The organism is Sedimentitalea todarodis, from assembly GCF_032595355.1.
GTDB classification, from domain to species: domain Bacteria; phylum Pseudomonadota; class Alphaproteobacteria; order Rhodobacterales; family Rhodobacteraceae; genus Sedimentitalea; species Sedimentitalea todarodis.
The window spans coordinates 65,766-87,480 of record NZ_JASMWN010000019.1 but is presented as its reverse complement, the minus strand read 5'-3'; the positions used below and the strand labels follow the sequence as shown (position 1 = coordinate 87,480).

The following is a 21,715-nucleotide window of genomic DNA, read 5'->3' as shown; positions in this document are numbered from 1 at the left end:
ATGACAACAAAAAAGAACCCATGAAGTCCGCAACACACCACCTTGCAAACCCGACGATCAACGACATTGCCCGTGTCGCCGAGGTCAGCCTCGCGACCGTTGATCGTGTTCTGAACGCGCGCCCGGGCGTGCGCGAAAGCACAGTGCAAAAGGTCAACAAGGCAATTGCCGATCTGGGCTATGTTCGCGATACGGCGGCGGCCAATCTCGCACGGGGGCGTGTCTACAATTTTACCTTCATCCTGCCCTCCAACAGCAACGAATTCCTTGTCATGCTCGAGGCGCAGATCGAGCAGTTGAACAGGCGTATGCGCCACGAACGCACCAAACTGTCCTGTACGCGTGTTACGGCGTTTGATCCGGTGGCGCTGGCCGAAGCGATCAAGGCAATCGATGCCTCGCAGGTCGATGGCGTCGCCATCTTTGGCCCGGAAACCCCGTCGGTGCGCGATTCCATTGCCCATCTCAAAGCCAACGGCGTGACGGTGGTATCGCTGGTTTCCGATGTCCCCAGTTCAGAGCGGGACTACTATGTCGGTCTCGACAACGTCGCCGCGGGACGCACGGCGGCGCAGCTTCTGGGGCGGTTTCTTGGCGATACGCGGGGCAAGATCGCGGTTCTGACCGGCTCGATGCTGGCGCGCGATCATCTGGAACGCAGACTTGGCTTTGACGAGGTCATGGCCCGCGACTTTCCCAACCTGCAGGTGCTCGCCTCACTCGAAGGCCGCGACGACCCGGACCTGATTGAAAAACTGGTGCCGCAGGCGATTGACAGCAGCCCCGACGTGATCGGCATCTATTCTTCTGCCGCCGGCAACGAAGGTCTTTTGCGCGCGTTTCGCTCGTGGAAACCGGCACGCCGCCCAGTGGTCATCGCCCACGAGCTCACGCCGCTGTCACGCGCGGCGCTAAGAGCCGGGGATTTTGATGCCGTGATCAGCCAGGACTGCGGTCACCTCGTACGCAGCGCCGTGCGCATCATGCGCGCCAACAGCGACAACATTCCAATCAACCTTGCGCAGGAACGCATCCGCATCGACATCTATCTAAAGGAAAACATGCCGCACTGACGCGGCGCAGATTTGGGAGGATCAGACATGAAAACCATCAAGGGACCGGCGCTTTTTCTGGCGCAGTTCGCGGGCGACGACGCCCCGTTCAACTCGTGGGATGCGATTACGAAATGGGCTGCCGATTGCGGCTACAGGGGCGTGCAGGTGCCCAGCTGGGATGCGAGGCTCTTTGACCTAGCGCAGGCGGCGGACAGCAAGACCTATTGCGACGACTTCAAGGGTCAGGCCGCCGAGAACGGCATCGAAGTCACCGATCTGTCAACCCACCTGCAAGGTCAGTTGGTGGCAGTGCATCCGGCCTATGACGCGGCCTTTGACGGTTTTGCCGATCCAAGCGTTCACGGCAATCCGGCGGCCCGCCAGAAATGGGCAGTCGATCAGGTGAGAATGGCCATCACCGCCTCGGCCAACATGGGCATCGACAAACACGTGACATTCTCGGGTGCGCTGGCCTGGCCCTACATCTATCCATGGCCGCAACGCCCCGCCGGGCTGATCGAAACGGCGTTTGACGAACTTGCCCGCCGCTGGCGGCCGATTTTGGACCATGCCGAGGATAATGGTGTCGACGTCTGTTATGAAATTCATCCCGGCGAAGACCTGCACGACGGCGTGACATTCGAGATGTTCCTTGAACGTGTAGACAATCACGCGCGTTGCAACATGCTGTATGATCCGTCCCACTACGTGCTGCAGTGTCTGGACTACCTCGACAACATCGACATCTACAAAGACCGGATCAAGATGTTCCACGTCAAGGATGCCGAATTCAACCCGACAGGGCGTCAGGGCGTCTATTCCGGCTATCAGCCCTGGGTCAATCGTGCGGGGCGCTTCCGCAGCCTTGGTGACGGGCAGGTCGATTTCGCCGCGATCTTTTCAAAAATGGCCGCCAATGATTTTGACGGATGGGCCGTTGTCGAATGGGAGTGCTGCCTGAAACATCCCGAGGACGGTGCGCGCGAAGGTGCGGCATTCGTCAGCGATCACATCATCCGGGTCACGGAACGCGCCTTTGACGACTTTGCAGATGGCGGCACCGATGACGCCGCCAACCGCAAGATGCTGGGGATTTCGTGATATGGCACGGATCAGATTGGGTATGGTGGGCGGCGGCAACGACGCTTTTATCGGCGCCGTTCACCGCATCGCATCGCGCATTGACGATCGGTTTGAGTTGGTCGCGGGGGCGCTGTCGTCGACGCCGGAAAAATCCCGCGCCTCGGGCGAGGCGCTGAACCTTCCACGTGTCTATGATGACTTCAAACAGATGGCGATCCGCGAGGCGCGCCTGAAAAACGGGATCGAAGCCGTTTCCATCGTCACCCCCAATCACGTGCATTACGCCGCCGCCCGCGAATTCTTGAAACGCGGCATTCACGTGATTTGCGACAAACCCCTGACCTCGACGCTGGCCGATGCAAAAAGGCTGGTGAAAGCGGCGGAAGCTTCGGATGCGCTGTTCATTCTGACGCATAATTACACCGGTTATCCGATGATACGGCAGGCCCGTGCGATGATCGAGGCGGGGGATATCGGGAATGTCCGTGTGGTACAGGCCGAATACCCGCAAGACTGGCTGACCGTTGAACAGGACTTCAAACAGGCCGAGTGGCGCACTGATCCGGCGCGCTCGGGTGCTGGCGGCTCAACCGGAGATATTGGCACGCACGCCTTCAATCTCGCCTGTTTCGTCACCGGGTTGGAGCCCGATAGCCTGGCCGCCGATCTCGACGCCTTTGTCGCCGGGCGGCAGGTCGATGACAACGCCCATGTCATGCTGCGTTTCAAAGGTGGGGCCAAGGGCATGCTCTGGTCCAGCCAGGTTGCGCCCGGGAACGAAAACGCGCTGAAGATCCGCGTCTATGGCGACAAGGGCGGGCTGGAGTGGGCGCAGGAAGATCCCAATTACCTGTGGTTCACGCCGTTCGGTCAACCCAAGCAGCTGATCACTCGCAATGGGGCCGGCGCAGGGGATGCCGCCGCGCGTCTCAGCCGCGTCCCCCCCGGCCACCCCGAAGGCTATCTCGAGGGTTTTGCCAATATCTACAGCGAAGCCGCAGAGGCCATCACCGCACGGCGCGAAGGCAAGGAGCCCGGCCCTGACGTGGTCTATCCAACCGTTCAGGACGGATTGCGTGGCGTGCAATTCGTTGATGCCTGCGTCCGATCTTCGGCGCGCAATGCGGCTTGGGTATCCCTGTAGAGACCCCCTGAAAAAACGGCGCCGGACTCGCGTTCGGCGCCGATTTCATGTTCAGGCGCGCAACCTATTCTGCGGGCATTGCGGTTGCTTCCATGGTCAGCGGCGCGGGCAGATGTTTCAGCATCTCTTTCGGGCAAACCTGCATGAAATGCGATTTCTCGATATCCCAATGCTGCAGGATATCGGCGGCCTTGCGGCTTCCGGTTTCTGCCGCATGACGCTCGATCAGTTCTTCCAGCTGGGTTTCCCAATGCGGCACGGTCACCGGACAGGTCACCAGCGTTTCCTTGTTCATCAGCGTTCCCGCCGCGCCATCCGGATCGTAGAGATAGGCCATGCCGCCGGTCATCCCGGCCCCGAAATTCGCGCCAATCGTGCCGAGGATCACCGCGATTCCGCCGGTCATGTATTCACACCCGTTGGAACCACAGCCTTCGATGACCACCTTGGCGCCGCTGTTGCGCACGGCAAACCGTTCACCTGCACGACCCGCCGCGAACAGGTAGCCGTCGGTCGCACCATAAAGGACGGTGTTGCCGATGATCGTGTTCTCATCCGCCGGCAACTGGCTCACTTGTGGAGGCCGCACAACAATCGTGCCTCCGGACAGACCTTTGCCGACATAGTCATTGGCATCACCCGAAACTTCGAGCTTGAGCCCCGGCGCGGCAAACGCCCCCAGCGATTGGCCCGCGGACCCCTGCAATTTGACCGTCAGGTGATCGGACTGGAACGCGTTACGCATGCCGAAATTGCGCACGATATGGCTGCTGGTGCGGGTGCCCACGGTGCGGTGGGTGTTCTGGATCGCATAGGACAGCTGCATCTTTTCGCCGTCGCGCAGGAACCGCGCCGCATCGCGCACGATCTCAGCGTCCAGCGTATCGGGCACGGGGTTGCGCTCCTTGTCACGGTCATAGACAATCTCGGACGCGCCATCGACGGTGATCAACAGCGGGTTGAGATCCAGATCATCCAGATGCGCATTGCCCCGGCTGACCTGGCTCAACAGATCGGCCCGACCGATAACGTCATCCAGCGACCGCGCGCCGATGCTGGCCAGCAACTCCCGCACTTCCTGTGCGTAGAAGGTGATCAGGTTTACCACCTTGTCCGCCGATCCGGTGAACTTGTCGCGTAACGCCTCGTCCTGCGTACACACACCCACCGGGCAGGTGTTGGACTGGCACTGGCGTACCATGATACAGCCCATAGCGATCAGCGCGGCGGTGCCGATACCGTATTCCTCGGCCCCCAGCATTGCCGCGATCACGATGTCGCGTCCGGTGCGAAGGCCCCCATCGGTGCGCAACGTCACCCGCTCGCGCAGCTTGTTCATCGCCAGCACCTGATGCGCCTCGGTCAGCCCCATTTCCCACGGCAGGCCGGCATACTTGATGCTGGTCGCCGGGCTGGCCCCGGTGCCGCCGTTGTGGCCCGAAATCAGGATCACATCCGCCTTGGCCTTGGCCACACCGGCGGCAATCGTCCCGACACCGGAACTCGCCACCAGCTTCACCGTCACCTTGCAGCGGGGGTTGATCTGCTTGAGATCATAGATCAATTGCGCCAGATCCTCGATGCTATAGATATCGTGGTGCGGCGGCGGGCTGATCAATGTCACACCCTTGGTCGAATGCCGCAGACGCGCGATCAGGTCCGTGACTTTCATGCCCGGCAACTGCCCGCCTTCGCCGGGCTTGGCCCCCTGCGCCACCTTGATTTCCAGCTCTTCGCACTGATTGAGGTACTCCGCCGTGACGCCAAAACGACCTGACGCCACCTGCTTGATCTTGGCCGACGGGTTGTCGCCATTGGGCTCGGGTACAAAATGCGCCGGATCCTCGCCGCCTTCGCCTGAATCGGATTTGGCGCCGATCCGGTTCATCGCGACATTGAGCGTCTTGTGCGCCTCGGGACTCAACGCACCCAAGGACATGCCCGGCGTCACGAACCGCTTGCGGATCGAGGTGATGCTTTCCACCTCTTCGATCGGCACCGGCTTGCTCAGAGGCTTGATGTCCAGCAGGTCACGCAGATGGATCGGAGGGTTGCTCCGCATCCGCGCCGAATACTGTTTCCACAGCTCGAAAGACGCCTTGTTGCACGCCATCTGCAGCATGTGCATGGTCGACGCTTCCCAGGCATGGCTCTCGCCGGATTTGCGCGCCTTGTAGAAACCGCCGATGGGCAACACGTCCTGACCGGATGTCCAGCCCTGGGCGTGCACCTCTTCGGCCTTGTGCTGAATCCCGTGGATGCCGATGCCTGAAATCCGACTGATCATGCCGGGGAAATACTCGGCACACATGGCGCGCGACAATCCGACGGCCTCGAAGTTCAACCCGCCACGATAAGACGAGATGACCGAGATGCCCATCTTGGCCATGATTTTCAGCAAGCCCTGGTCAATCGCCTCGCGATAGCGGGCAACCGCCTCGGTCAGCGTGCCGTCAAGCAGCCCGCGCCGCAGCCGGTCGGCCAGAGAATCCTCGGCCAGATAGGCGTTGACCACCGTCGCGCCACAACCGATCAGCACCGCGAAATAATGCGGATCGATACACTCGGCACTGCGCACGTTCAGCGAACAGAATGTCCGCAGCCCGTTGCGAGTGAGATGGCTGTGCACCGCACTGGTGGCAAGGATCATCGGCATCGCCACCTTGCCCGGACCAGAGAATTGATCCGTCAGCACGATATGCCCGGCACCAGACCGCACGGCGTCCTCGGCTTCGGATCGGATCCGGTGCAAACCGGCATTCAGGGCGCCTTGTCCCGCCTCGAATGAACAATCGATCTCGACAAAGGGCGCGTTGAACTGTTCGATCAGCTTGCTCCATTGGGAGTTGCCGATAAATGGGCTCTCCAGAACCACGATCTCGGTCTGGCTGCTGTCTTCGTCCAACACGTTCTTGAGATTGCCGAACCGTGTCTTGAGGCTCATAACCCGGTACTCGCGCAGCGAGTCGATCGGCGGGTTGGTGACCTGGCTGAAGTTCTGGCGAAAGAAATGGCTCAGTGGGCGGTACTGCTTGGACAGAACCGCGCTTGGGGTGTCATCGCCCATGCTGGCGAGCGCTTCCTTGCCATCTTCGGCCATTGGCGACAGGATTTGTTCAAGCTCCTCCACCGAATACCCTGCCGCGATCTGACGTTTGCGCAGTTCGGCTCCCTCGAACATCGGCGCCTCCTGCTCGCCCAACAGCGCCGCGTCTGCATCGTTGATCTTGCCGACCCATTCGCCAAACGGCAGGGCTTGCGACAGTTTGTCCTTGATCTGCCTGTCGCGATAGAGCTTGCCCTTCTTCATATCCACGGCGAGCAATTGCCCCGGTCCCAGCGCGCCTTTTTCGCGCACCGCTGCCTCGTCAATCGGCACCATGCCCGCTTCGGAGCCGGCAATCACCAGCCCGTCACCGGTCACCACGTACCGCATTGGACGCAGCCCGTTCCGGTCCAGTCCGGCGCAGACCCAGCGCCCATCGGTCATCGCCAAGGCGGCAGGACCGTCCCAGGGCTCCATCACGCTGTTGCAATACGAGTACATATCGCACCAGGCCTGCGGCAGTTCGACCGCCTGCTTGGACCAACTCTCGGGCACCAGCATGGTCTTGGCCATGGGCGCAGACCGCCCGGCGCGCACCAGCACCTCGAACACAGAATCCAGCGCAGCGGAATCCGACGAGCCATTTGCGATGATCGGCTTGATATCCTCGGCCATGTCGCCAAACGCCGAACTCGCCATGCGGATCTCATGGCTCCGCATCCAGTTCATGTTGCCCTTCAGCGTGTTGATCTCGCCGTTATGGGCCAGCATCCGAAACGGCTGTGCCAGCCACCACTGCGGAAAGGTGTTGGTCGAATAGCGCTGGTGATAGATCGCAAACGCGCTCTCGAATCGCTCGTCCATCAGGTCGGGATAGAACTCTGCCACCTGTTCGGCCAGCATCATGCCCTTGTAGATGATCGACCGGCAGGACAGCGATGCGAGGTAGAGATCGCTGATCCCCGCCGTCGCGGCCGCTTTTTCAATCCGCCGCCGGATCACATAAAGCTCGCGTTCGAAGGTTTCTTCGTCGACTCCCTTGATGTTGGACAGGATGATCTGCTCGATCTCGGGCCGCGTCGCGTTCGCCTTTTCTCCGAGGCAGGTCACATCCACCGGCACATGTCGCCAGCCATAGATGTAATAGCCCATGCGCAGAATCTCGGTTTCCACGATGGTCCGGCATTTTTCCTGCGCTCCAAAATCGGTACGGGGCAAGAACACCTGTCCGACCGCGATCAGCTTGTCGTGATGCGGTTCGTGTCCGGTACGTTCGATCTGGTCGTAAAAGAACGGCACAGGGATCTGCACATGGATGCCCGCGCCATCGCCGGTCTTGCCATCCGCATCGACGGCCCCGCGGTGCCAGATTGCCTTGAGCGCCTTGATCCCCGATTCCACCACCCGGCGGCTCTTTGAACCGTCGATCGACACGACGAGACCAACGCCACAGGAAGAATGCTCATCGCTCTCGGAATACAATCCGTTCTCGGCCATCCACTTGCGCTTTGCCGCTTCGTCTCGGGCCCAGTTTTCATCGTATTTGGTCATGGAGTGTTTCCTTCTTCTAAGGCCGATACCGAATCGAGCACGTCTTGTTCGGTCAGTTGCTTGCGACTGCCCGCAAAGGCATAGCCATCCGGCTTGCAGTCGATATAGACTTCTTGCGTCAATGACAGATCACCGAGATCGTCCAGCGATCCTGCCGACAGGCTCATCATGCCATCTGGCAGGATATCGCCGGGCAATATCCGGTAGAACAGGCTTGATCCGCAGGTTCCGCAGAAGCCGCGCTCCGCCCATTCACTGGAATTGTAGATCCGGATCGAGTCCTCTCCCTCCCAGACAACCCCGTCAAGAGGCACATCCAGCCCCAATTCGATCCCACCGCTGAATTTCCGGCACATGGCGCAATGACAGGCGCCGATATGATCCGGCGTCTGTTTCAGGCTGTACCGCACTGCGCCGCACAGACAGCCGCCAGTCGTAGACGTGCTCATGCTTTGTCCCCCGCTTTGTCCTTTGGTGCAAACAGGTCCAGACATTCGGCTTCGCTCAGGCGACGGTGCTCGCCGCTGAACGCATAGCCCTTTGGTGTCCTGTCGGCGAAAATTTCCAGTTTCAGTGTATTGCCAGCTGCATCGTCAAACAGCCCAGCGGCCAGTTGCCGGACCTGATCTTCAAGCGCCATGTACCAGAGTGACGACCCGCATGTTTCGCAGAACGCGCGCTCGGCCCAGTCGGACGACCGAAAGATCCGGACCGGCCCCTCAACTTCGACCGATTCCGGATCGGTCGGCAGCGACATGAACATGCTGCTGCCCCATCTGCGGCACATGTCGCAATGACAGGCCCGCAGGATCGGCTTGTCTGCTGTGGCGCGAACCGTCACCGCTCCGCACATGCAGCGGCCATTCAGATCAGCCATTGCATTTCCCCCCCGATTTCGTTGACAGGAACCCCGGTTGACCGGGCCAGGCCAGATGAAACGGAGTCTGGGCGAAATGCTCCTGGTTGCTGCCAAAGACGCTGCGCGACCAGTCCGCTTCGAACAGGATATCCCGTTCGGGCGATAGGTAGATGTCGATCTCAAACTCCATACCGCCGGTTCCGATATCGGTTTCGAAAACACGAAACATCCGCGCTTTTCGAAACTCGATGCCGCCAAGCGCAACGGTTTCTTCGGTCAACTCGATGCGCCCCGTCAGGACATACGGACGATTTTCGATCATCCGGGTGCTCAGTGTAAATTGCCCCGTCTCCTGAGACCACCCGGCTTCCAACAGGGCCGCGATATTGGTATTGGCTACGGTACCCGGAACCGCCGACATTTTCATCCCGCTGAAGCCGGGTTGCCGAAATTCCGTCAGTTCCCACGCGGGCGTGAATGCATGAACAACCTGCAGCTTGCCTTCGTGATAGGTGTGCGCCTCGCGCGATTCCCCGCAGTCAAAAAGCGTCGTCGCATAGCAGGAGGTTTTCAGAACCGTCGCGATGGCCTTGCAATCCGCCGGTACCGCGACCTGGGCGCAGGCGGTGCCGACTCCCAAAAGGGCAACAGCACAGAGTACGGCGCAGGCCAGACGCTCCGCCGCATCGTGTGTTTTCTTGCCCCATCTGGTGTTCACGGTCTCGACCTTCTGTTGACCTGTGTGTCAGGTGTGTCAGCGGCGCTGGCGCTTGATGCTTGCCTTCGGGTGCCCGGTTTTGCGTCAGGCAGAGCGCATCCCTTCCGTTCCCAAGAACACGTCAACTCGCAACTCTATCCCGAAAAACACTTCGATCCGACAAGTCCGGAGGCTCTCATATCATGATAGCACCCGTTACCCTGCGGAAATTCCCCAAGTCACTCCGCCGCGATCGCCGCTGCGCTCGAATTCAGGCGCGTGAGAATGGCCTTGGCGCAGTCGCGCCCGTCGCGAATGGCCCAAACCACCAGGGATGCGCCGCGCACGATGTCCCCAACGGCATAGACGCCGTCCATGGCGGTCTCGCCGGTAGTGAATTCCGCCCGGATCGTGCCCCAGCGGGTGACTGCCAGTTCCGGCTGCTCCCACAAGGCCGGCAGGTCTTCGGGCTCAAAGCCAAGGGCCTTGATCACAAGTTCCGCATCCTCGACATAATCCGCATCTTCAATGACTTCCGGCGATTGCCGACCGCTTGCGTCAGGTGCTCCGAGACGCATTTTCTGGACCATCACGCCCGTCACGCCATCATCACCGACAAACCCTTTGGGTGCACTGAGCCACTCGAATATGACGCCTTCTTCTTCTGCATTGGCCACTTCGCGCTGGCTGCCCGGCATGTTGGCCCGATCCCGGCGGTACAGGCATTTGACGCTTGTGGCGCCCTGCCGGATGCTGGTGCGCACACAGTCCATAGCGGTGTCGCCGCCACCGATCACAACCACGCGTTTGCCTTCTGCATTCAGCTTGCCGGAGTCAAAGTCCTCAACCGTGTCACCAAAGCTCTTTCGGTTGCTCGCCGTCAGGAAATCAATTGCCTTTTCGATACCCTGCAATCCACTTCCCGGCATCGCCAGGTCACGGGATTTGTAAACACCCGTAGCAATGATGACGGCGTCATGCGCGGCCCGGATCTCTTCGAAAGAGATTTCCTCGCCGACGGTACAGCCCAATCGAAACGTCACGCCGCCCTGCGCGAGCTGCTCGTTCCGGCGCATCACCACGTCTTTCTCAAGCTTGAAACCCGGAATTCCATAGGTCAGCAGCCCGCCGGCACGGTCATGACGGTCATAGATCGTCACCTGGACACCGGCCCGCCGCAGCACGTCCGCCGCAGCCAACCCACCCGGACCACCCCCAATGATCCCAACGCTCTCTGGCCGTTCGTTTTCCGGTGAAATGGGCTGTATCCAGCCCTGTTCCCATGCCGTATCCGTGATGTATTTTTCGACGGCACCGATCGTCACTGTGCCGTGTCCGGACTGCTCGATCACGCAATTGCCCTCGCACAGCCTGTCTTGCGGGCAGATACGGCCGCAGATTTCCGGGAACGTGTTGGTCGCCTGGCTCACCTCGTAGGCCTCTTGCAACCGGCCTTCCGCCGTCAGGCGCAACCAGTCGGGGATGTTGTTGTGCAATGGACAATGGCTCTGACAATAGGGCACGCCACACTGACTGCACCGGCTTGACTGCTCCTTGGCCTTTGCATCCGCATATTCGGCATAGATCTCTTGGAAATCCTCACGGCGCGTGCCCGCATCACGCTTTTCCGGCATGTCCCGATCGATCTGAACGAATTTCAGCATTGGTTGCTTTGCCACAGCGAGATCTCCATGATATCTTGGTCAGGATTGTCTCTAAGCGATATCCAGAATGATTAAAAGTCACGACTGCTGACCTAAATAACCTGTTTCGACAGTGTTTTCGCAACAAATAGCACATCGCGCGCCAGTATTGGGCAGCAATCCGGACCTATAATTGATCTTTCTTATTATTATAAAGCACTTATACCTGTCGACACGACGCATCAAACCTCTGGTCAAACGCAAACATGCCCCTGCTTCAACTTTTCCTTGTGGCTCTGATTCAGGGTCTGACCGAATTTCTACCGGTTTCGTCCTCTGGTCACCTGATTCTCTTGCCCGGTCTGACCGGTATGAACGATCAGGGCCAGCTGATCGACGTCGCCGTACATGTCGGTACGCTCGGTGCGGTGGTGGTTTACTTCTGGAGCGACGTCAAGGTCGGGCTTCTCGGTTTGCCGCGCCTATTGGTCGGCAGAGTCGACACCCCCGGTGCCGCGCTTGCCCTCGGCCTGATCATCGCCACAATCCCGGTCATCCTTGTCGGAGCCATCCTGCATTTCACCGGGCTGAGCGACACGCTTCGTTCGGTCACCGTGATTGGCTGGACCATGTTGATCTTTGGCATCGTTCTCTACTGGGCCGACCAGACAGGACCTCAGGACAGGACCGCTTCCGATTGGCCCTTGAAAGACGCGTTGATCATGGGGCTGTGGCAAGCCATTTCCCTCATCCCCGGAACCTCGAGATCCGGCATCACCATCACCGGAGCGCGCCGTCTCGGTTATACCCGCGAAGATGCGGCCCGGCTTGCCATGCTGATGTCGATCCCGACAATTGCGGCATCGGGCATCCTGTTGGGGGCCGATGCCGCACTGGATGCCGACACCTCCGCGATGCGCGACGGGGCCATCGCCGCATCGCTCGCCTTTGTCGCGGCACTGCTGGCACTGACACTCATGATGCGATTGTTGCGCAGCATCAGCTTTACGCCCTACGTGATCTATCGGATCGTTCTGGGGATCGCGTTGCTGATCTATGCCTACAGTGGATCAGGTCCGCAGATTGCTGGCTGATTTCTGAAGCGCGTCATACTGGCCGGAAGGCCGGAACCGCCACAGATAGTCAGGCAGGACCGACTCCATCGCAATCGGCGAAATGTCCAGGTCCTCAAAACCCCTGGCATCATCCGCGACGACATTGTCGCGCCGAAGATTGCGAAGCTGATCGCGTGTCAGCACACCGTTGCCGATCAGGCCGAACGATGCGGCCTGAAGCATATCAAAACTGAACGCCATGATCCCCGCGATCCAGAATGGCATGTTCACCACGACGCGACGACGGCTGATGACCTTTAGCATCTGTGCAATCAGTTCGCGCATGGTCTTGACCTCTGGTCCGCCCAATTCATAGACCCCCGGCGCAGCGTCACCGTTCACGGCCTTGACGGCTGCCTTGGCGATGTCATCGACATAGACCGGCTGAAACCGCGTTTCGCCGGCCGCGATCGGAAGGATCGGACCCAGCCGTGTCATTCCGGCAAAGCGGTTGAAGAACTGGTCCTCAGTTCCGAAAACAACCGAAGGCCGCAGGATCACGGCTTGCGGCATATGTTTCACAACGGCGGCCTCGCCCAACGCTTTGGTCCGGCTGTAGTTACTGTCCGACTCTGCATCCGCCCCGATGGCAGAGAGATGCACCATGCGATCGATACCTTGCCCTGCCGCGATGCGGGCGATGCGTTCGGCGCCCTCGGCTTGGATTGCGTCAAATTTGTTCTTGCCGGATTCGTTCAATATCCCGACACAGTTCACAACTGCGTCTGCACCCTGCATCACCGCGGCCACCGAACCATCGTCTCGTACGTTGCACAGCACTGGCTCGACCTGCCCGACTACGCCATAGGGGCGCACGAACATTGCTTCATTCGGACGCCGCACCGCGACGCGAACGCGCCAGCCCTCTTGCGCAAGGTGGCGCGCGATATAACGCCCCACAAATCCGGATCCGCCATAGATTGTGACCAGTTTGGACATGACAGCGCTCCCTATAGGTTGGGTCTCATCCGATCTACCGCCCCTAACCCGGCCAAACAAGCCGCAAAAACGCCGCGCAACTTGTAGACCGGGATCAAAGCCGGTTTTGATGACACTCTCGGGCGTTCATGGAGGAGGCTTTTGATTTTCGCAATTTCCGTTTGACACCCCCCTCTGTGCCACTTAAAGGGTCCCCTCACGACACCTGCCCAGGTGGCGGAATGGTAGACGCGCTAGCTTCAGGTGCTAGTGTTCGCAAGGACGTGGAGGTTCGAGTCCTCTCCTGGGCACCACCATACCGAAAATCATCATGTTTTTCATATCGTTGAAATTGACTCGCTGCCTTGGGGCCCGTATCCACGCCATTCTGGAAATGCGCCAGGGTCGTCACTGGACCAGCCGAGACTCTTCCAGCATTGTATCTGCCGGGATGGTGCCTGTCTACCAGCAAGCGGATCAGAGCAATCCAGAGGCACGGAAGGAATACTCTTCCTCCTTGCCGATAACGACATGGTCGTGGATGGCGACGCCGATCGTTTTGCACGCGGCGTCGATTTTCTGTGTCATCTGAATGTCTTCCCGACTTGGCGTGGGGTCGCCCGAGGGGTGATTGTGGACCAGAATGAGGGCACCCGCGTTCAGTTCCAGGGCACGCTTGACGATCTCTCTTGGGTAGACCGGCACATGGTCGACCGTTCCGGTCGCCTGCTCTTCATCTGCAATTATCGTGTTCTTGCGGTCGAGGAACAGGATGCGGAACTGCTCGGTTTCGCGATGTGCCATCGACGTTCGGCAATAGTCTATCAGGTCGTCCCAAGAGGTGAGGACGTCGCGCTCCAACACCTTCGCGCGCGCCATGCGGTGTGCAAAGGCTTCGGCAATTCGCAACTGTAGGTAAACCCTGTCCGTTGCGCCCTCGACCTGCAAGAGCCGGTGTTTGGAGGCGGCGACAACGCCATTCAAATCCCCAAAGGCCGAAAGCAGGCGCTTGGCGAGAGGTTTGACATCAATACGCTCAATCGCATTGAACAGCAGGAGTTCAAGTATCTCGTATTCAGGCATGGGCTTGTGACCGCCGGTCAGAAACCGGGTCCGCAACCTTTCGCGGTGCCCCCAGTAATGCGGCCGCTTGTTTCCATGCTGATCCGTCACCAATCCGCCCCCGGCGGACGCGTCTGCCGACAGGCGTCCTCTGGCCTTGTACGACGGTGAAAATGCCGGTTGGGTTATGGCGTCCGGTGGCGGTATGCGGGCATCAAGATCAGCAAGCCCGCGCATTGCATTTTCGGAAAACCCGGTCGCCGGCGGATGTCCGTGCTTCTGATCCGCGCCAGGTCGCTCGTTCACCGCACGATTATTCGCCTGCCTTGAAAACTGGCTGATTATCCAATTTGTCACTTGCTTGCACCCGGTCTGATTGGAGCGATCTCCAACGTGAGGTCAAATCACTCCGTCGTCGCGCCGCCCTGAATTGTCGTACGGCGACCATGCTGTTCCGATCGCGGTTAACACCAGTTTAACGGGGGCTACTTGACGATATCGGCACTGCAATCCGTAGTCCGAGTTCAGGACGCAATTCCTCTTCGGCGGCGTTTCTTGATCACGAGGCTGTCCCCTACAGAACCACGACCCGGTCGATACCTTCATGGCGAACTGTCCGGCCCCAATGGCGCACTCCAGAAAGCTCACCTTTGTGCTCAGTCCCCGGAGATCAGATCGAACCATCTCGGAGATCATACGATGGGGGTCCTGGGCAAACGATTTTCCAATTGCGCGCGGCACAAGACGGCAAAGATGCGAGCGAATTGCGGCTATCGGCGCCGCGCTAGAGCGAAGCCAGCAGGTCAGTAATTGCAGCGCGATAGGTGGAAACGACGTCTTCCCGCGCGATATGCCGCCCGCCCGTGACGCAATGGCGTCCGGCGGACCACAGATCAGTTACAACCCTGTCCTTGGCCGCAAATACCAGCCCATCTAGGATCTGTTCTCGCGACAGCGCGCAAAGGGCGGGGTCCGTGCTGTCGATGGCGACCAGATCCGCAAGCCGGTCCACCGCGATCTCACCGCCATTCCTGCCCAGTGCCTGTGCGCCGCCCTGCGCCGCCCCTGTATAGAGTGTATGGCCCACCGATCCTTCGCCGACGACCATCACATTTCTCGCCAGATCTCGCAGGCGCTGGGAATACTCCAGCGTGCGCAGCTCTTCGGTCAATGAGATATTGACATTTGAGTCCGATCCGACGCCAAACGCGCCGTTCGCCATGAGATGGATCGCGCCATTGAATGGGCCGTCACCCAGATTGGCCTCGGTGATCGGGCACAACCCGGCCACCGCCCCCGACCCCGCCATGGCGCGCGTTTCATCATCGGTCATATGCGTGGCGTGGATCAGGCACCAGCTGTCGTTCACGTTGGCGTGGCTCAGCAGCCAATCGACCGGCCGCTGGCCGAGCCAGGCCTTGATATCTGTCACCTCTTTTGGCTGCTCGGCGATATGGATGTGGACCGGGCCGTCGGGATGGGCGCTCAGAACGGCTCGGAGGTCATCCGGCGCCGTGGCCCGCAGGGAATGCGGCGCGATGCCGATCCTTGCGTCAGGGAGAAGATTCGTTAGCCCTTCGAGGGCCGCTTCCACCAGTGTCAGATAGGCCTCCACGCCATTGCCGAACCGCAACTGGCCGTCGGCCAATGCCGCCTGACCTGCTCCGCCATAGGTGTACAATACCGGCAGATGGGTCAGCCCGATGCCGGTGGTCGAGGCTGCGGCAAAGATCCGATGCGATAGTTCGGCCAGATTGTCATACCGAGATCCACCGGTCTGATGGTGCACATAGTGAAATTCGCCGACCGAGGCGTAACCAGCCTCTTGCATTTCGACAAAGACCAGCGCTGCAATCGCCTCGATCTGTTCAGGAGTCAGGCGATCCATGAAGCGATACATCAGGTCGCGCCATGTCCAGAAACTGTCACGCCCTGCCTTTCGGAATTCGGTCATCCCGGCCATGGCGCGCTGAAACGTATGGCTGTGCAGGTTTCCGAGCGCCGGCAACAATGTATCGACCCGGACATCGCTGCTCGCCGGCGCGACATCGCACTCGATCGTGGTGATGATGCCATCGCGCATGGCGACGCGAACATCTCGTTCCCATCCCGAGGAAAGCAATGCGTGACGTGCGTGTATCATTCTTTCCAAAACCACCTTTATTCAAGTTATGTATAGACATATAAATCAACTTTGGCTAAGAAAAAAGCAGATTCATACAAGGATTGGATTTTTCGTGACCGATTCCAAAGAAATTCTGATCGATCTGCGTGTGGCAACCATGGCGCGAACTGACGTGCCCTACGGAATGATCGACGACGCGGCGATCGTGTTGGCTGACGGGCGGATTGAGTGGGTTGGCCCGCGCAGCGCACTGCCCGATGAATTTTCCACTGGTGCCAAGACTTCACTGGCGGGCCGACTGGTGACTCCGGGTTTGATCGATTGCCACACCCATATCGTTCATGGCGGCGACCGCGCGGTCGAATTTGAAATGCGCCTGAACGGTGCCTCCTATGAAGAGGTCGCCCGCGCCGGTGGCGGCATCGTATCGACTGTTACCGCAACCCGTGCCGCGTCCGAGGGTGAACTGCTGACAATGGCGCTGCGTCGTGTGGATGTGTTGATCGGTGAGGGCGTGACAGCGATCGAAATCAAATCCGGCTATGGTCTTGACCGTGAAACCGAACTGCGAATGCTGCGCGTCGCGCGTGCCGTTGGCAAAGACCGCGATATCACGGTGCGCACGTCATTCCTCGCAGCCCACGCTACGCCTGCCGAATACAAGGGCCGCGAGGACGCCTATATTGACGAGATTTGCATCCCAACCCTGCGCGCCGCCCATGCCGAGGGGCTGGTGGATGCCGTTGACGGCTTTTGTGAGGGCATCGCCTTTTCGCCGGACCAAATTGCGCGGGTCTTCGATGTCGCAAAGACGTTGGGCCTGCCAGTCAAACTGCATGCAGAACAGCTGTCCGATCTGGGCGGCGCAAAGCTGGCGGCCAGCTATGGCGCGCTTTCCGCGGACCACCTGGAATACCTCGACGAAGATGGCGTCAAGGCGATGGCCGATGCCGGAACCGTCGCCGTGATTCTGCCGGGTGCGTTTTACACCCTGCGCGAAACTCAGGCACCGCCAATCGCAGCGTTTCGCAAGCACGGGGTGCGCATGGCGCTTGCAACCGATATCAACCCCGGCTCGTCGCCGCTAAACTCGCTGCTACTGACCGTGAATATGGGCTGCACCCTGTTGCGCATGACCCCCGAAGAGGCCCTGCGCGGCATCACGTGCAACGCGGCGCACGCCTTGGGTTTGACGGATCAGGGGATCATCGAGAGCGGAAAGCGGGCGGACCTGGCGGTCTGGGACGTCAAACACCCTGCCGAGCTTGCCTATCGCATCGGTTACAACCCCCTTCACAAGCGGATTGTCGGAGCCCCAGAATGATCACACTTACACTGACCCCCGGAGCGGTCACCCTTGCCGATCTGGAGGTCGTCTTTCGTGATGGTGCGGCGGTCAGACTGGACCCATCCTGTCACCCCGCGATGATCCAGGCGCAGTCTCGAATTGAAGCGGCAGCCAACGGCAATGCCGCAGTCTACGGCGTCAACACCGGGTTTGGAAAACTGGCCAGCGTCAAGATCGAGGCGAAAGATACGGCGGCGTTGCAACGCAACCTGATCCTGTCCCATTGTTGCGGCGTCGGAGATCCGATCCCGCGCAACCACGCCCGCCTGATGATGGCCCTGAAGCTGCTGAGCCTGGGGCGCGGTGCCTCGGGTGTCAGGATGGAGTTGGTGACCCTGATCGAAGACATGCTGGCCAAGGATGTCACGCCGGTCATCCCGGTACAGGGTTCCGTCGGTGCCTCCGGTGATCTTGCGCCGCTGGCACATATGGCCGCGGTGATGATGGGCCATGCAGAAGCGGAATATGAGGGCGTCACGCTGCCCGGTGCCGAAGCGCTGAAACGGGCGGGTCTTGCCCCCGTCGCGCTGGGTGCCAAGGAAGGGCTGGCGCTGATCAACGGAACGCAGTTCAGCACGGCCTTTGCCCTGGCGGGTCTGTTCGGCGCGTGGCGGGCGATGAACAGCGCGTTGGTAACTTCGGCGCTCTCGACCGACGCGATCATGGGGTCCACCGCACCGTTGCAGCCGGAAATCCACGCCCTGCGCGGTCATGCGGGCCAGATCGAAGCCGCCGATTGCATGCGCGATCTTCTCGAAGGATCGGTCATTCGCGAAAGCCACCGGGAGGACGATACGCGGGTGCAGGATCCCTACTGTATCCGCTGTCAACCACAGGTCACCGGGGCCGCAATGGACGTGCTGCGCATGGCCTCGCGCACACTTGAGATCGAAGCAAATGCCGCGACGGACAATCCACTGGTGCTGGTCGGCGCCGATCTGATTGTGTCAGGCGGAAATTTTCATGCCGAACCCGTTGGATTTGCCGCAGACATGATCGCACTGGCCGTTGCCGAGATCGGGGCAATCGCCCAGCGCCGCATCGCTCTCATCGTCGATCCGGTGCTCAGCCATGATCTGCCGCCCTTCCTGACGCCGAATCCGGGCCTCAATTCCGGCTACATGATTGCCGAGGTGACCACGGCGGCGTTGATGAGCGAGAACAAGCATCTGGCCAATCCCTGTGTCACCGACAGCACACCAACAAGCGCCAATCAGGAGGACCATGTCAGCATGGCCGCCCATGGCGCGGTGCGTCTGGACAGAATGGTTGCAAACCTTGAACGGATTCTGGGCGTCGAACTTTTGTGCGCGGCGCAGGGCATCGAATTCCGCGCGCCTTTGACCACCAGCGCGCCTTTGACCCGCGTGCTGGAAAGCCTGCGCAATTCGGTCAGGACAATGGATCAGGACCGCTATCTTGCCCCCGATCTGGAACTGGCCGCGACGCTGATCCGGAACGGAGATGTCCTATCAAGCGCCGCCATTGATTTGCCGGAGTTGTCCACATGACACCAGTAGACGTTGCGCAGGGCGATGGCCCGATCGTTCTGGGGCTGCCTCACACCGGCACCCATGTGCCCGACGATATCAAGGCGCGACTGAATGCGCGGGGTCTTGGGCTCACCGATACCGATTGGCATATCGACCGTCTCTATGACAGCCTGCTGCCGGGTGCCACAACCGTGCGTGCCGCCTTTCACCGCTATGTCATCGACGCCAACCGCGATCCGAGTGGCGCAAGCCTTTATCCCGGTCAGAACACCACCGGGCTGGTTCCGCTGACCGATTTCGATGGGCACGACATCTGGGAAACACCCCCGAGTGAGGCCGAGATCGAAGACCGGCGAGCAGCCTTTCATGCCCCCTATCACGCGGCCCTGACTGCGGAATTGTCGCGGGTACGCAAACGGCATGGCGTGGCGATCCTTTATGATTGCCACTCGATCAGGGGCGATATCCCGTTCCTGTTTGACGGCACCCTGCCCGATTTCAACATCGGCACCAATTCGGGAACAACCTGTGATCGACGTATCGAAGCGGCAACGTGGGAAATCTGCGCACAGGCGACCGGCTACACCCGCATCCTGAACGGGCGGTTCAAGGGCGGCTGGACAACGCGGCACTACGGTCAGCCGCAATCCGGGATTCACGCGATTCAGATGGAATTGGCGCAATCCACCTATCTGGCACAGGAAACCGCGCCTTGGTCCTATGACGAAGGCAAGGCAGCGCGCCTGCGCGTTCACCTCAAGACCATCTTGACGAAACTGGCCGCCCTGGCCCCGACCTTGAAAGGCGCATCATGAGCGATCCCCGCAAGAATACCCGTGACATCTATCCCGCCACCGGGTCGGATATTACAGCCAAAAGCTGGCTCACCGAAGCCCCCATGCGGATGTTGATGAACAACCTGCACCCGGATGTGGCCGAGAACCCGCATGAACTCGTGGTTTATGGCGGTATCGGGCGCGCCGCGCGTACATGGGAGGATTTCGACAAGATCGTCGCCAGCCTTCAGAACCTTGAAGAGGATGAGACACTGTTGGTGCAGTCCGGCAAGCCGGTCGGGGTGTTCAAGACCCACAAGGATGCGCCCCGCGTTCTCATCGCCAACTCAAATCTCGTGCCCCACTGGGCAAACTGGGATCACTTCAACGAGTTGGATAAAAAGGGCCTGGCAATGTACGGCCAAATGACCGCAGGGTCATGGATCTACATCGGCTCGCAAGGCATCGTGCAGGGCACCTACGAAACCTTTGTCGAGGCCGGCCGCCAGCACTATAACGGCGGCCTCAGCGGCAAATGGATCCTGACAGGTGGGCTTGGCGGTATGGGTGGCGCACAGCCGCTCGCCGCTGTCATGGCCGGGGCCTGCTGTCTGGCCGTCGAGTGCAACCCGGATTCCATCGATTTCCGCCTGCGCACCCGCTATGTCGACGAGAAGACTGATAACCTTGATGACGCGCTGGAGATGATCGAACGCTGGACCAAGGCGGGCGAGGCGAAATCCGTCGCCCTGCTGGGAAACGCGGCGGATGTGTATCCCGAACTGGTCAAACGCGGTGTACGGCCCGATATCGTGACCGACCAGACGTCGGCACATGACCCGATCAACGGCTATCTGCCGCAGGGCTGGACCATGGGCGAATGGCGGCAAAAGCGTGAAAGCGATCCGAAGGCCGTCGAAAGGGCCGCGCGTGCGTCGATGAAAGTGCAGGTCAAGGCGATGGTCGATTTCCATGCCGCAGGCATCCCCACCGTCGACTATGGCAACAACATTCGCCAGATGGCGCTGGAAGAAGGGTTGGAAAACGCCTTTGACTTCCCCGGCTTCGTACCGGCCTATATCCGCCCGCTGTTCTGCCGTGGCATCGGCCCGTTCCGCTGGGCGGCCCTGTCCGGCGATCCCGAGGATATCTACAAGACCGACGCCAAGGTGAAGGAAATCCTTGCGGAGGACAGTCATCTGCACAACTGGCTGGACATGGCGCGCGAACGTATCGCGTTTCAGGGCCTGCCCGCCCGTATCTGCTGGGTCGGATTGGGCGTGCGTCACAAGCTGGGCCTGGCGTTCAACGAGATGGTCCGCACTGGCGAGCTGTCCGCGCCCATCGTGATCGGTCGTGACCATCTTGATTCAGGGTCGGTTGCCTCGCCAAACCGCGAAACCGAAGCGATGAAGGACGGATCGGACGCCGTGTCGGACTGGCCGTTGCTGAACGCGCTGCTGAATACCGCGTCGGGCGCAACATGGGTCAGCCTGCATCACGGCGGAGGCGTCGGCATGGGCTTTTCGCAGCATTCCGGCATGGTCATCTGCTGTGACGGCTCCGAGGACGCGGACCGGCGCATAGCGCGGGTTCTATGGAACGATCCCGCAACCGGGGTCATGCGCCATGCGGATGCGGGATACGACATCGCGGTGGATTGTGCGCGGAAAAACGGGCTGAACCTGCCGGGAATTCTGTAACTGCCTGGAGCGTTTCGCGTTTGACGTGGATCATCTGGTGTCACCTAACGCGTTGAAATCTATGATTTCAGGCAGCGTTAGGTGATTCAGGTTTAAC

The 21,715-nt window shown here is 60.1% G+C and carries 16 protein-coding genes and 1 tRNA gene; 9 read left to right on the top strand and 8 right to left on the bottom strand.

Annotated elements, in window-relative coordinates; translation table 11 throughout:
- The first annotated feature begins 20 nt into the window (after nucleotides 1-20).
- Genes QO231_RS19800 through QO231_RS19790 form a run of 3 tightly spaced genes read left to right on the top strand, consistent with a single transcriptional unit; the run spans nucleotide 21 to nucleotide 3,282 of the window.
- Entirely contained in the window at nucleotides 21-1,073 is a 1,053-nt protein-coding gene (locus QO231_RS19800) for a LacI family DNA-binding transcriptional regulator (RefSeq protein WP_316780492.1), read from the top strand.
- A 27-nt stretch (nucleotides 1,074-1,100) separates the two neighbouring features.
- Nucleotides 1,101-2,156 (top strand): sugar phosphate isomerase/epimerase family protein, encoded by a 1,056-nt coding sequence (locus QO231_RS19795; protein WP_316780488.1) that lies wholly within the window; start codon nucleotides 1,101-1,103, stop codon nucleotides 2,154-2,156.
- A 1-nt stretch (nucleotide 2,157) separates the two neighbouring features.
- Nucleotides 2,158-3,282, top strand: a complete 1,125-nt coding sequence (locus QO231_RS19790; protein WP_316780485.1) for a Gfo/Idh/MocA family protein — start codon at nucleotides 2,158-2,160, stop codon at nucleotides 3,280-3,282.
- Between the two features lie 64 nt (nucleotides 3,283-3,346).
- On the opposite strand, the gene gltB is transcribed toward QO231_RS19790, so the two are convergent.
- The 5 genes from gltB to QO231_RS19765 form a co-directional block, all read right to left on the bottom strand.
- Entirely contained in the window at nucleotides 3,347-7,879 is a 4,533-nt protein-coding gene (gltB, locus tag QO231_RS19785) for a glutamate synthase large subunit (RefSeq protein WP_316780482.1), read from the bottom strand.
- The gene (locus QO231_RS19780) at nucleotides 7,876-8,328 is read right to left on the bottom strand and encodes a GFA family protein (RefSeq protein WP_316780480.1); all 453 of its coding nucleotides are present in this window, start codon (nucleotides 8,326-8,328) and stop codon (nucleotides 7,876-7,878) included. Before QO231_RS19780 ends, gltB begins: the two co-directional genes overlap by 4 nt.
- Nucleotides 8,325-8,756 (bottom strand): GFA family protein, encoded by a 432-nt coding sequence (locus QO231_RS19775; protein ID WP_316780477.1) that lies wholly within the window; start codon nucleotides 8,754-8,756, stop codon nucleotides 8,325-8,327. The genes QO231_RS19780 and QO231_RS19775 overlap by 4 nt, the downstream gene beginning before the upstream one ends.
- The gene (locus tag QO231_RS19770; protein ID WP_316780474.1) at nucleotides 8,749-9,456 is read right to left on the bottom strand and encodes a hypothetical protein; all 708 of its coding nucleotides are present in this window, start codon (nucleotides 9,454-9,456) and stop codon (nucleotides 8,749-8,751) included. Before QO231_RS19770 ends, QO231_RS19775 begins: the two co-directional genes overlap by 8 nt.
- 218 nt (nucleotides 9,457-9,674) lie before the next feature.
- Nucleotides 9,675-11,114, bottom strand: coding sequence for an NAD(P)-dependent oxidoreductase (locus QO231_RS19765; RefSeq protein WP_316780472.1), 1,440 nt, complete (start codon nucleotides 11,112-11,114; stop codon nucleotides 9,675-9,677).
- Between the two features lie 230 nt (nucleotides 11,115-11,344).
- Between QO231_RS19765 and QO231_RS19760 the strand changes: the two genes are divergently transcribed.
- A complete protein-coding gene (locus tag QO231_RS19760) occupies nucleotides 11,345-12,172 on the top strand; it encodes an undecaprenyl-diphosphate phosphatase (protein ID WP_316780469.1) in 828 nt (275 codons plus the stop codon).
- On the opposite strand, the gene QO231_RS19755 is transcribed toward QO231_RS19760, so the two are convergent.
- Complete coding sequence (locus tag QO231_RS19755; protein ID WP_316780467.1) at nucleotides 12,149-13,132, bottom strand: complex I NDUFA9 subunit family protein; 984 nt, start codon at nucleotides 13,130-13,132, stop codon at nucleotides 12,149-12,151. The genes QO231_RS19760 and QO231_RS19755 overlap by 24 nt on opposite strands.
- Before the next feature lie 207 nt (nucleotides 13,133-13,339).
- On the opposite strand from QO231_RS19755, the gene QO231_RS19750 reads away from it, so the two are divergent.
- Nucleotides 13,340-13,425 (top strand) — tRNA-Leu (locus tag QO231_RS19750).
- Between the two features lie 163 nt (nucleotides 13,426-13,588).
- Here QO231_RS19750 and radC read toward each other — a convergent pair.
- The gene (radC, locus tag QO231_RS19745; RefSeq protein ID WP_316780550.1) at nucleotides 13,589-14,410 is read right to left on the bottom strand and encodes a RadC family protein; all 822 of its coding nucleotides are present in this window, start codon (nucleotides 14,408-14,410) and stop codon (nucleotides 13,589-13,591) included.
- A gap of 547 nt (nucleotides 14,411-14,957) precedes the next feature.
- The gene (locus tag QO231_RS19740) at nucleotides 14,958-16,316 is read right to left on the bottom strand and encodes a formimidoylglutamate deiminase (protein ID WP_316780464.1); all 1,359 of its coding nucleotides are present in this window, start codon (nucleotides 16,314-16,316) and stop codon (nucleotides 14,958-14,960) included.
- A 139-nt stretch (nucleotides 16,317-16,455) separates the two neighbouring features.
- Here QO231_RS19740 and hutI point away from each other — a divergent pair, with 139 nt between their 5' ends.
- From hutI to hutU, 4 genes are read left to right on the top strand one after another with little or no spacing between them, the layout of a single operon-like run.
- Nucleotides 16,456-17,622: an imidazolonepropionase gene (hutI, locus tag QO231_RS19735; protein WP_316780547.1), complete on the top strand. Its 1,167-nt coding sequence runs from the start codon at nucleotides 16,456-16,458 to the stop codon at nucleotides 17,620-17,622.
- Nucleotides 17,619-19,157, top strand: a complete 1,539-nt coding sequence (gene hutH / locus QO231_RS19730) for a histidine ammonia-lyase (protein WP_316780462.1) — start codon at nucleotides 17,619-17,621, stop codon at nucleotides 19,155-19,157. Before hutI ends, hutH begins: the two co-directional genes overlap by 4 nt.
- Nucleotides 19,154-19,954, top strand: a complete 801-nt coding sequence (gene hutG, locus QO231_RS19725) for an N-formylglutamate deformylase (protein ID WP_316780460.1) — start codon at nucleotides 19,154-19,156, stop codon at nucleotides 19,952-19,954. The genes hutH and hutG overlap by 4 nt, the downstream gene beginning before the upstream one ends.
- Nucleotides 19,951-21,618, top strand: coding sequence for a urocanate hydratase (hutU, locus tag QO231_RS19720; RefSeq protein ID WP_316780457.1), 1,668 nt, complete (start codon nucleotides 19,951-19,953; stop codon nucleotides 21,616-21,618). Before hutG ends, hutU begins: the two co-directional genes overlap by 4 nt.
- Nucleotides 21,619-21,715 lie beyond the last annotated feature (97 nt).

What these genes read in the sequence shown, in the direction of transcription:
- QO231_RS19800 (WP_316780492.1), top strand. Translation starts at nt 21, where the DNA reads ATGAAGTCCGCAACACACCACCTTGCAAACCCGACGATCAACGACATT.
- QO231_RS19795 (WP_316780488.1), top strand. Translation starts at nt 1,101, where the DNA reads ATGAAAACCATCAAGGGACCGGCGCTTTTTCTGGCGCAGTTCGCGGGC.
- QO231_RS19790 (WP_316780485.1), top strand. Translation starts at nt 2,158, where the DNA reads ATGGCACGGATCAGATTGGGTATGGTGGGCGGCGGCAACGACGCTTTT.
- gltB (WP_316780482.1), bottom strand. Translation starts at nt 7,879, where the DNA reads ATGACCAAATACGATGAAAACTGGGCCCGAGACGAAGCGGCAAAGCGC.
- QO231_RS19780 (WP_316780480.1), bottom strand. Translation starts at nt 8,328, where the DNA reads ATGAGCACGTCTACGACTGGCGGCTGTCTGTGCGGCGCAGTGCGGTAC.
- QO231_RS19775 (WP_316780477.1), bottom strand. Translation starts at nt 8,756, where the DNA reads ATGGCTGATCTGAATGGCCGCTGCATGTGCGGAGCGGTGACGGTTCGC.
- QO231_RS19760 (WP_316780469.1), top strand. Translation starts at nt 11,345, where the DNA reads ATGCCCCTGCTTCAACTTTTCCTTGTGGCTCTGATTCAGGGTCTGACC.
- QO231_RS19755 (WP_316780467.1), bottom strand. Translation starts at nt 13,132, where the DNA reads ATGTCCAAACTGGTCACAATCTATGGCGGATCCGGATTTGTGGGGCGT.
- radC (WP_316780550.1), bottom strand. Translation starts at nt 14,410, where the DNA reads ATGCGCGGGCTTGCTGATCTTGATGCCCGCATACCGCCACCGGACGCC.
- QO231_RS19740 (WP_316780464.1), bottom strand. Translation starts at nt 16,316, where the DNA reads ATGATACACGCACGTCACGCATTGCTTTCCTCGGGATGGGAACGAGAT.
- hutI (WP_316780547.1), top strand. Translation starts at nt 16,456, where the DNA reads ATGGCGCGAACTGACGTGCCCTACGGAATGATCGACGACGCGGCGATC.
- hutH (WP_316780462.1), top strand. Translation starts at nt 17,619, where the DNA reads ATGATCACACTTACACTGACCCCCGGAGCGGTCACCCTTGCCGATCTG.
- hutG (WP_316780460.1), top strand. Translation starts at nt 19,154, where the DNA reads ATGACACCAGTAGACGTTGCGCAGGGCGATGGCCCGATCGTTCTGGGG.
- hutU (WP_316780457.1), top strand. Translation starts at nt 19,951, where the DNA reads ATGAGCGATCCCCGCAAGAATACCCGTGACATCTATCCCGCCACCGGG.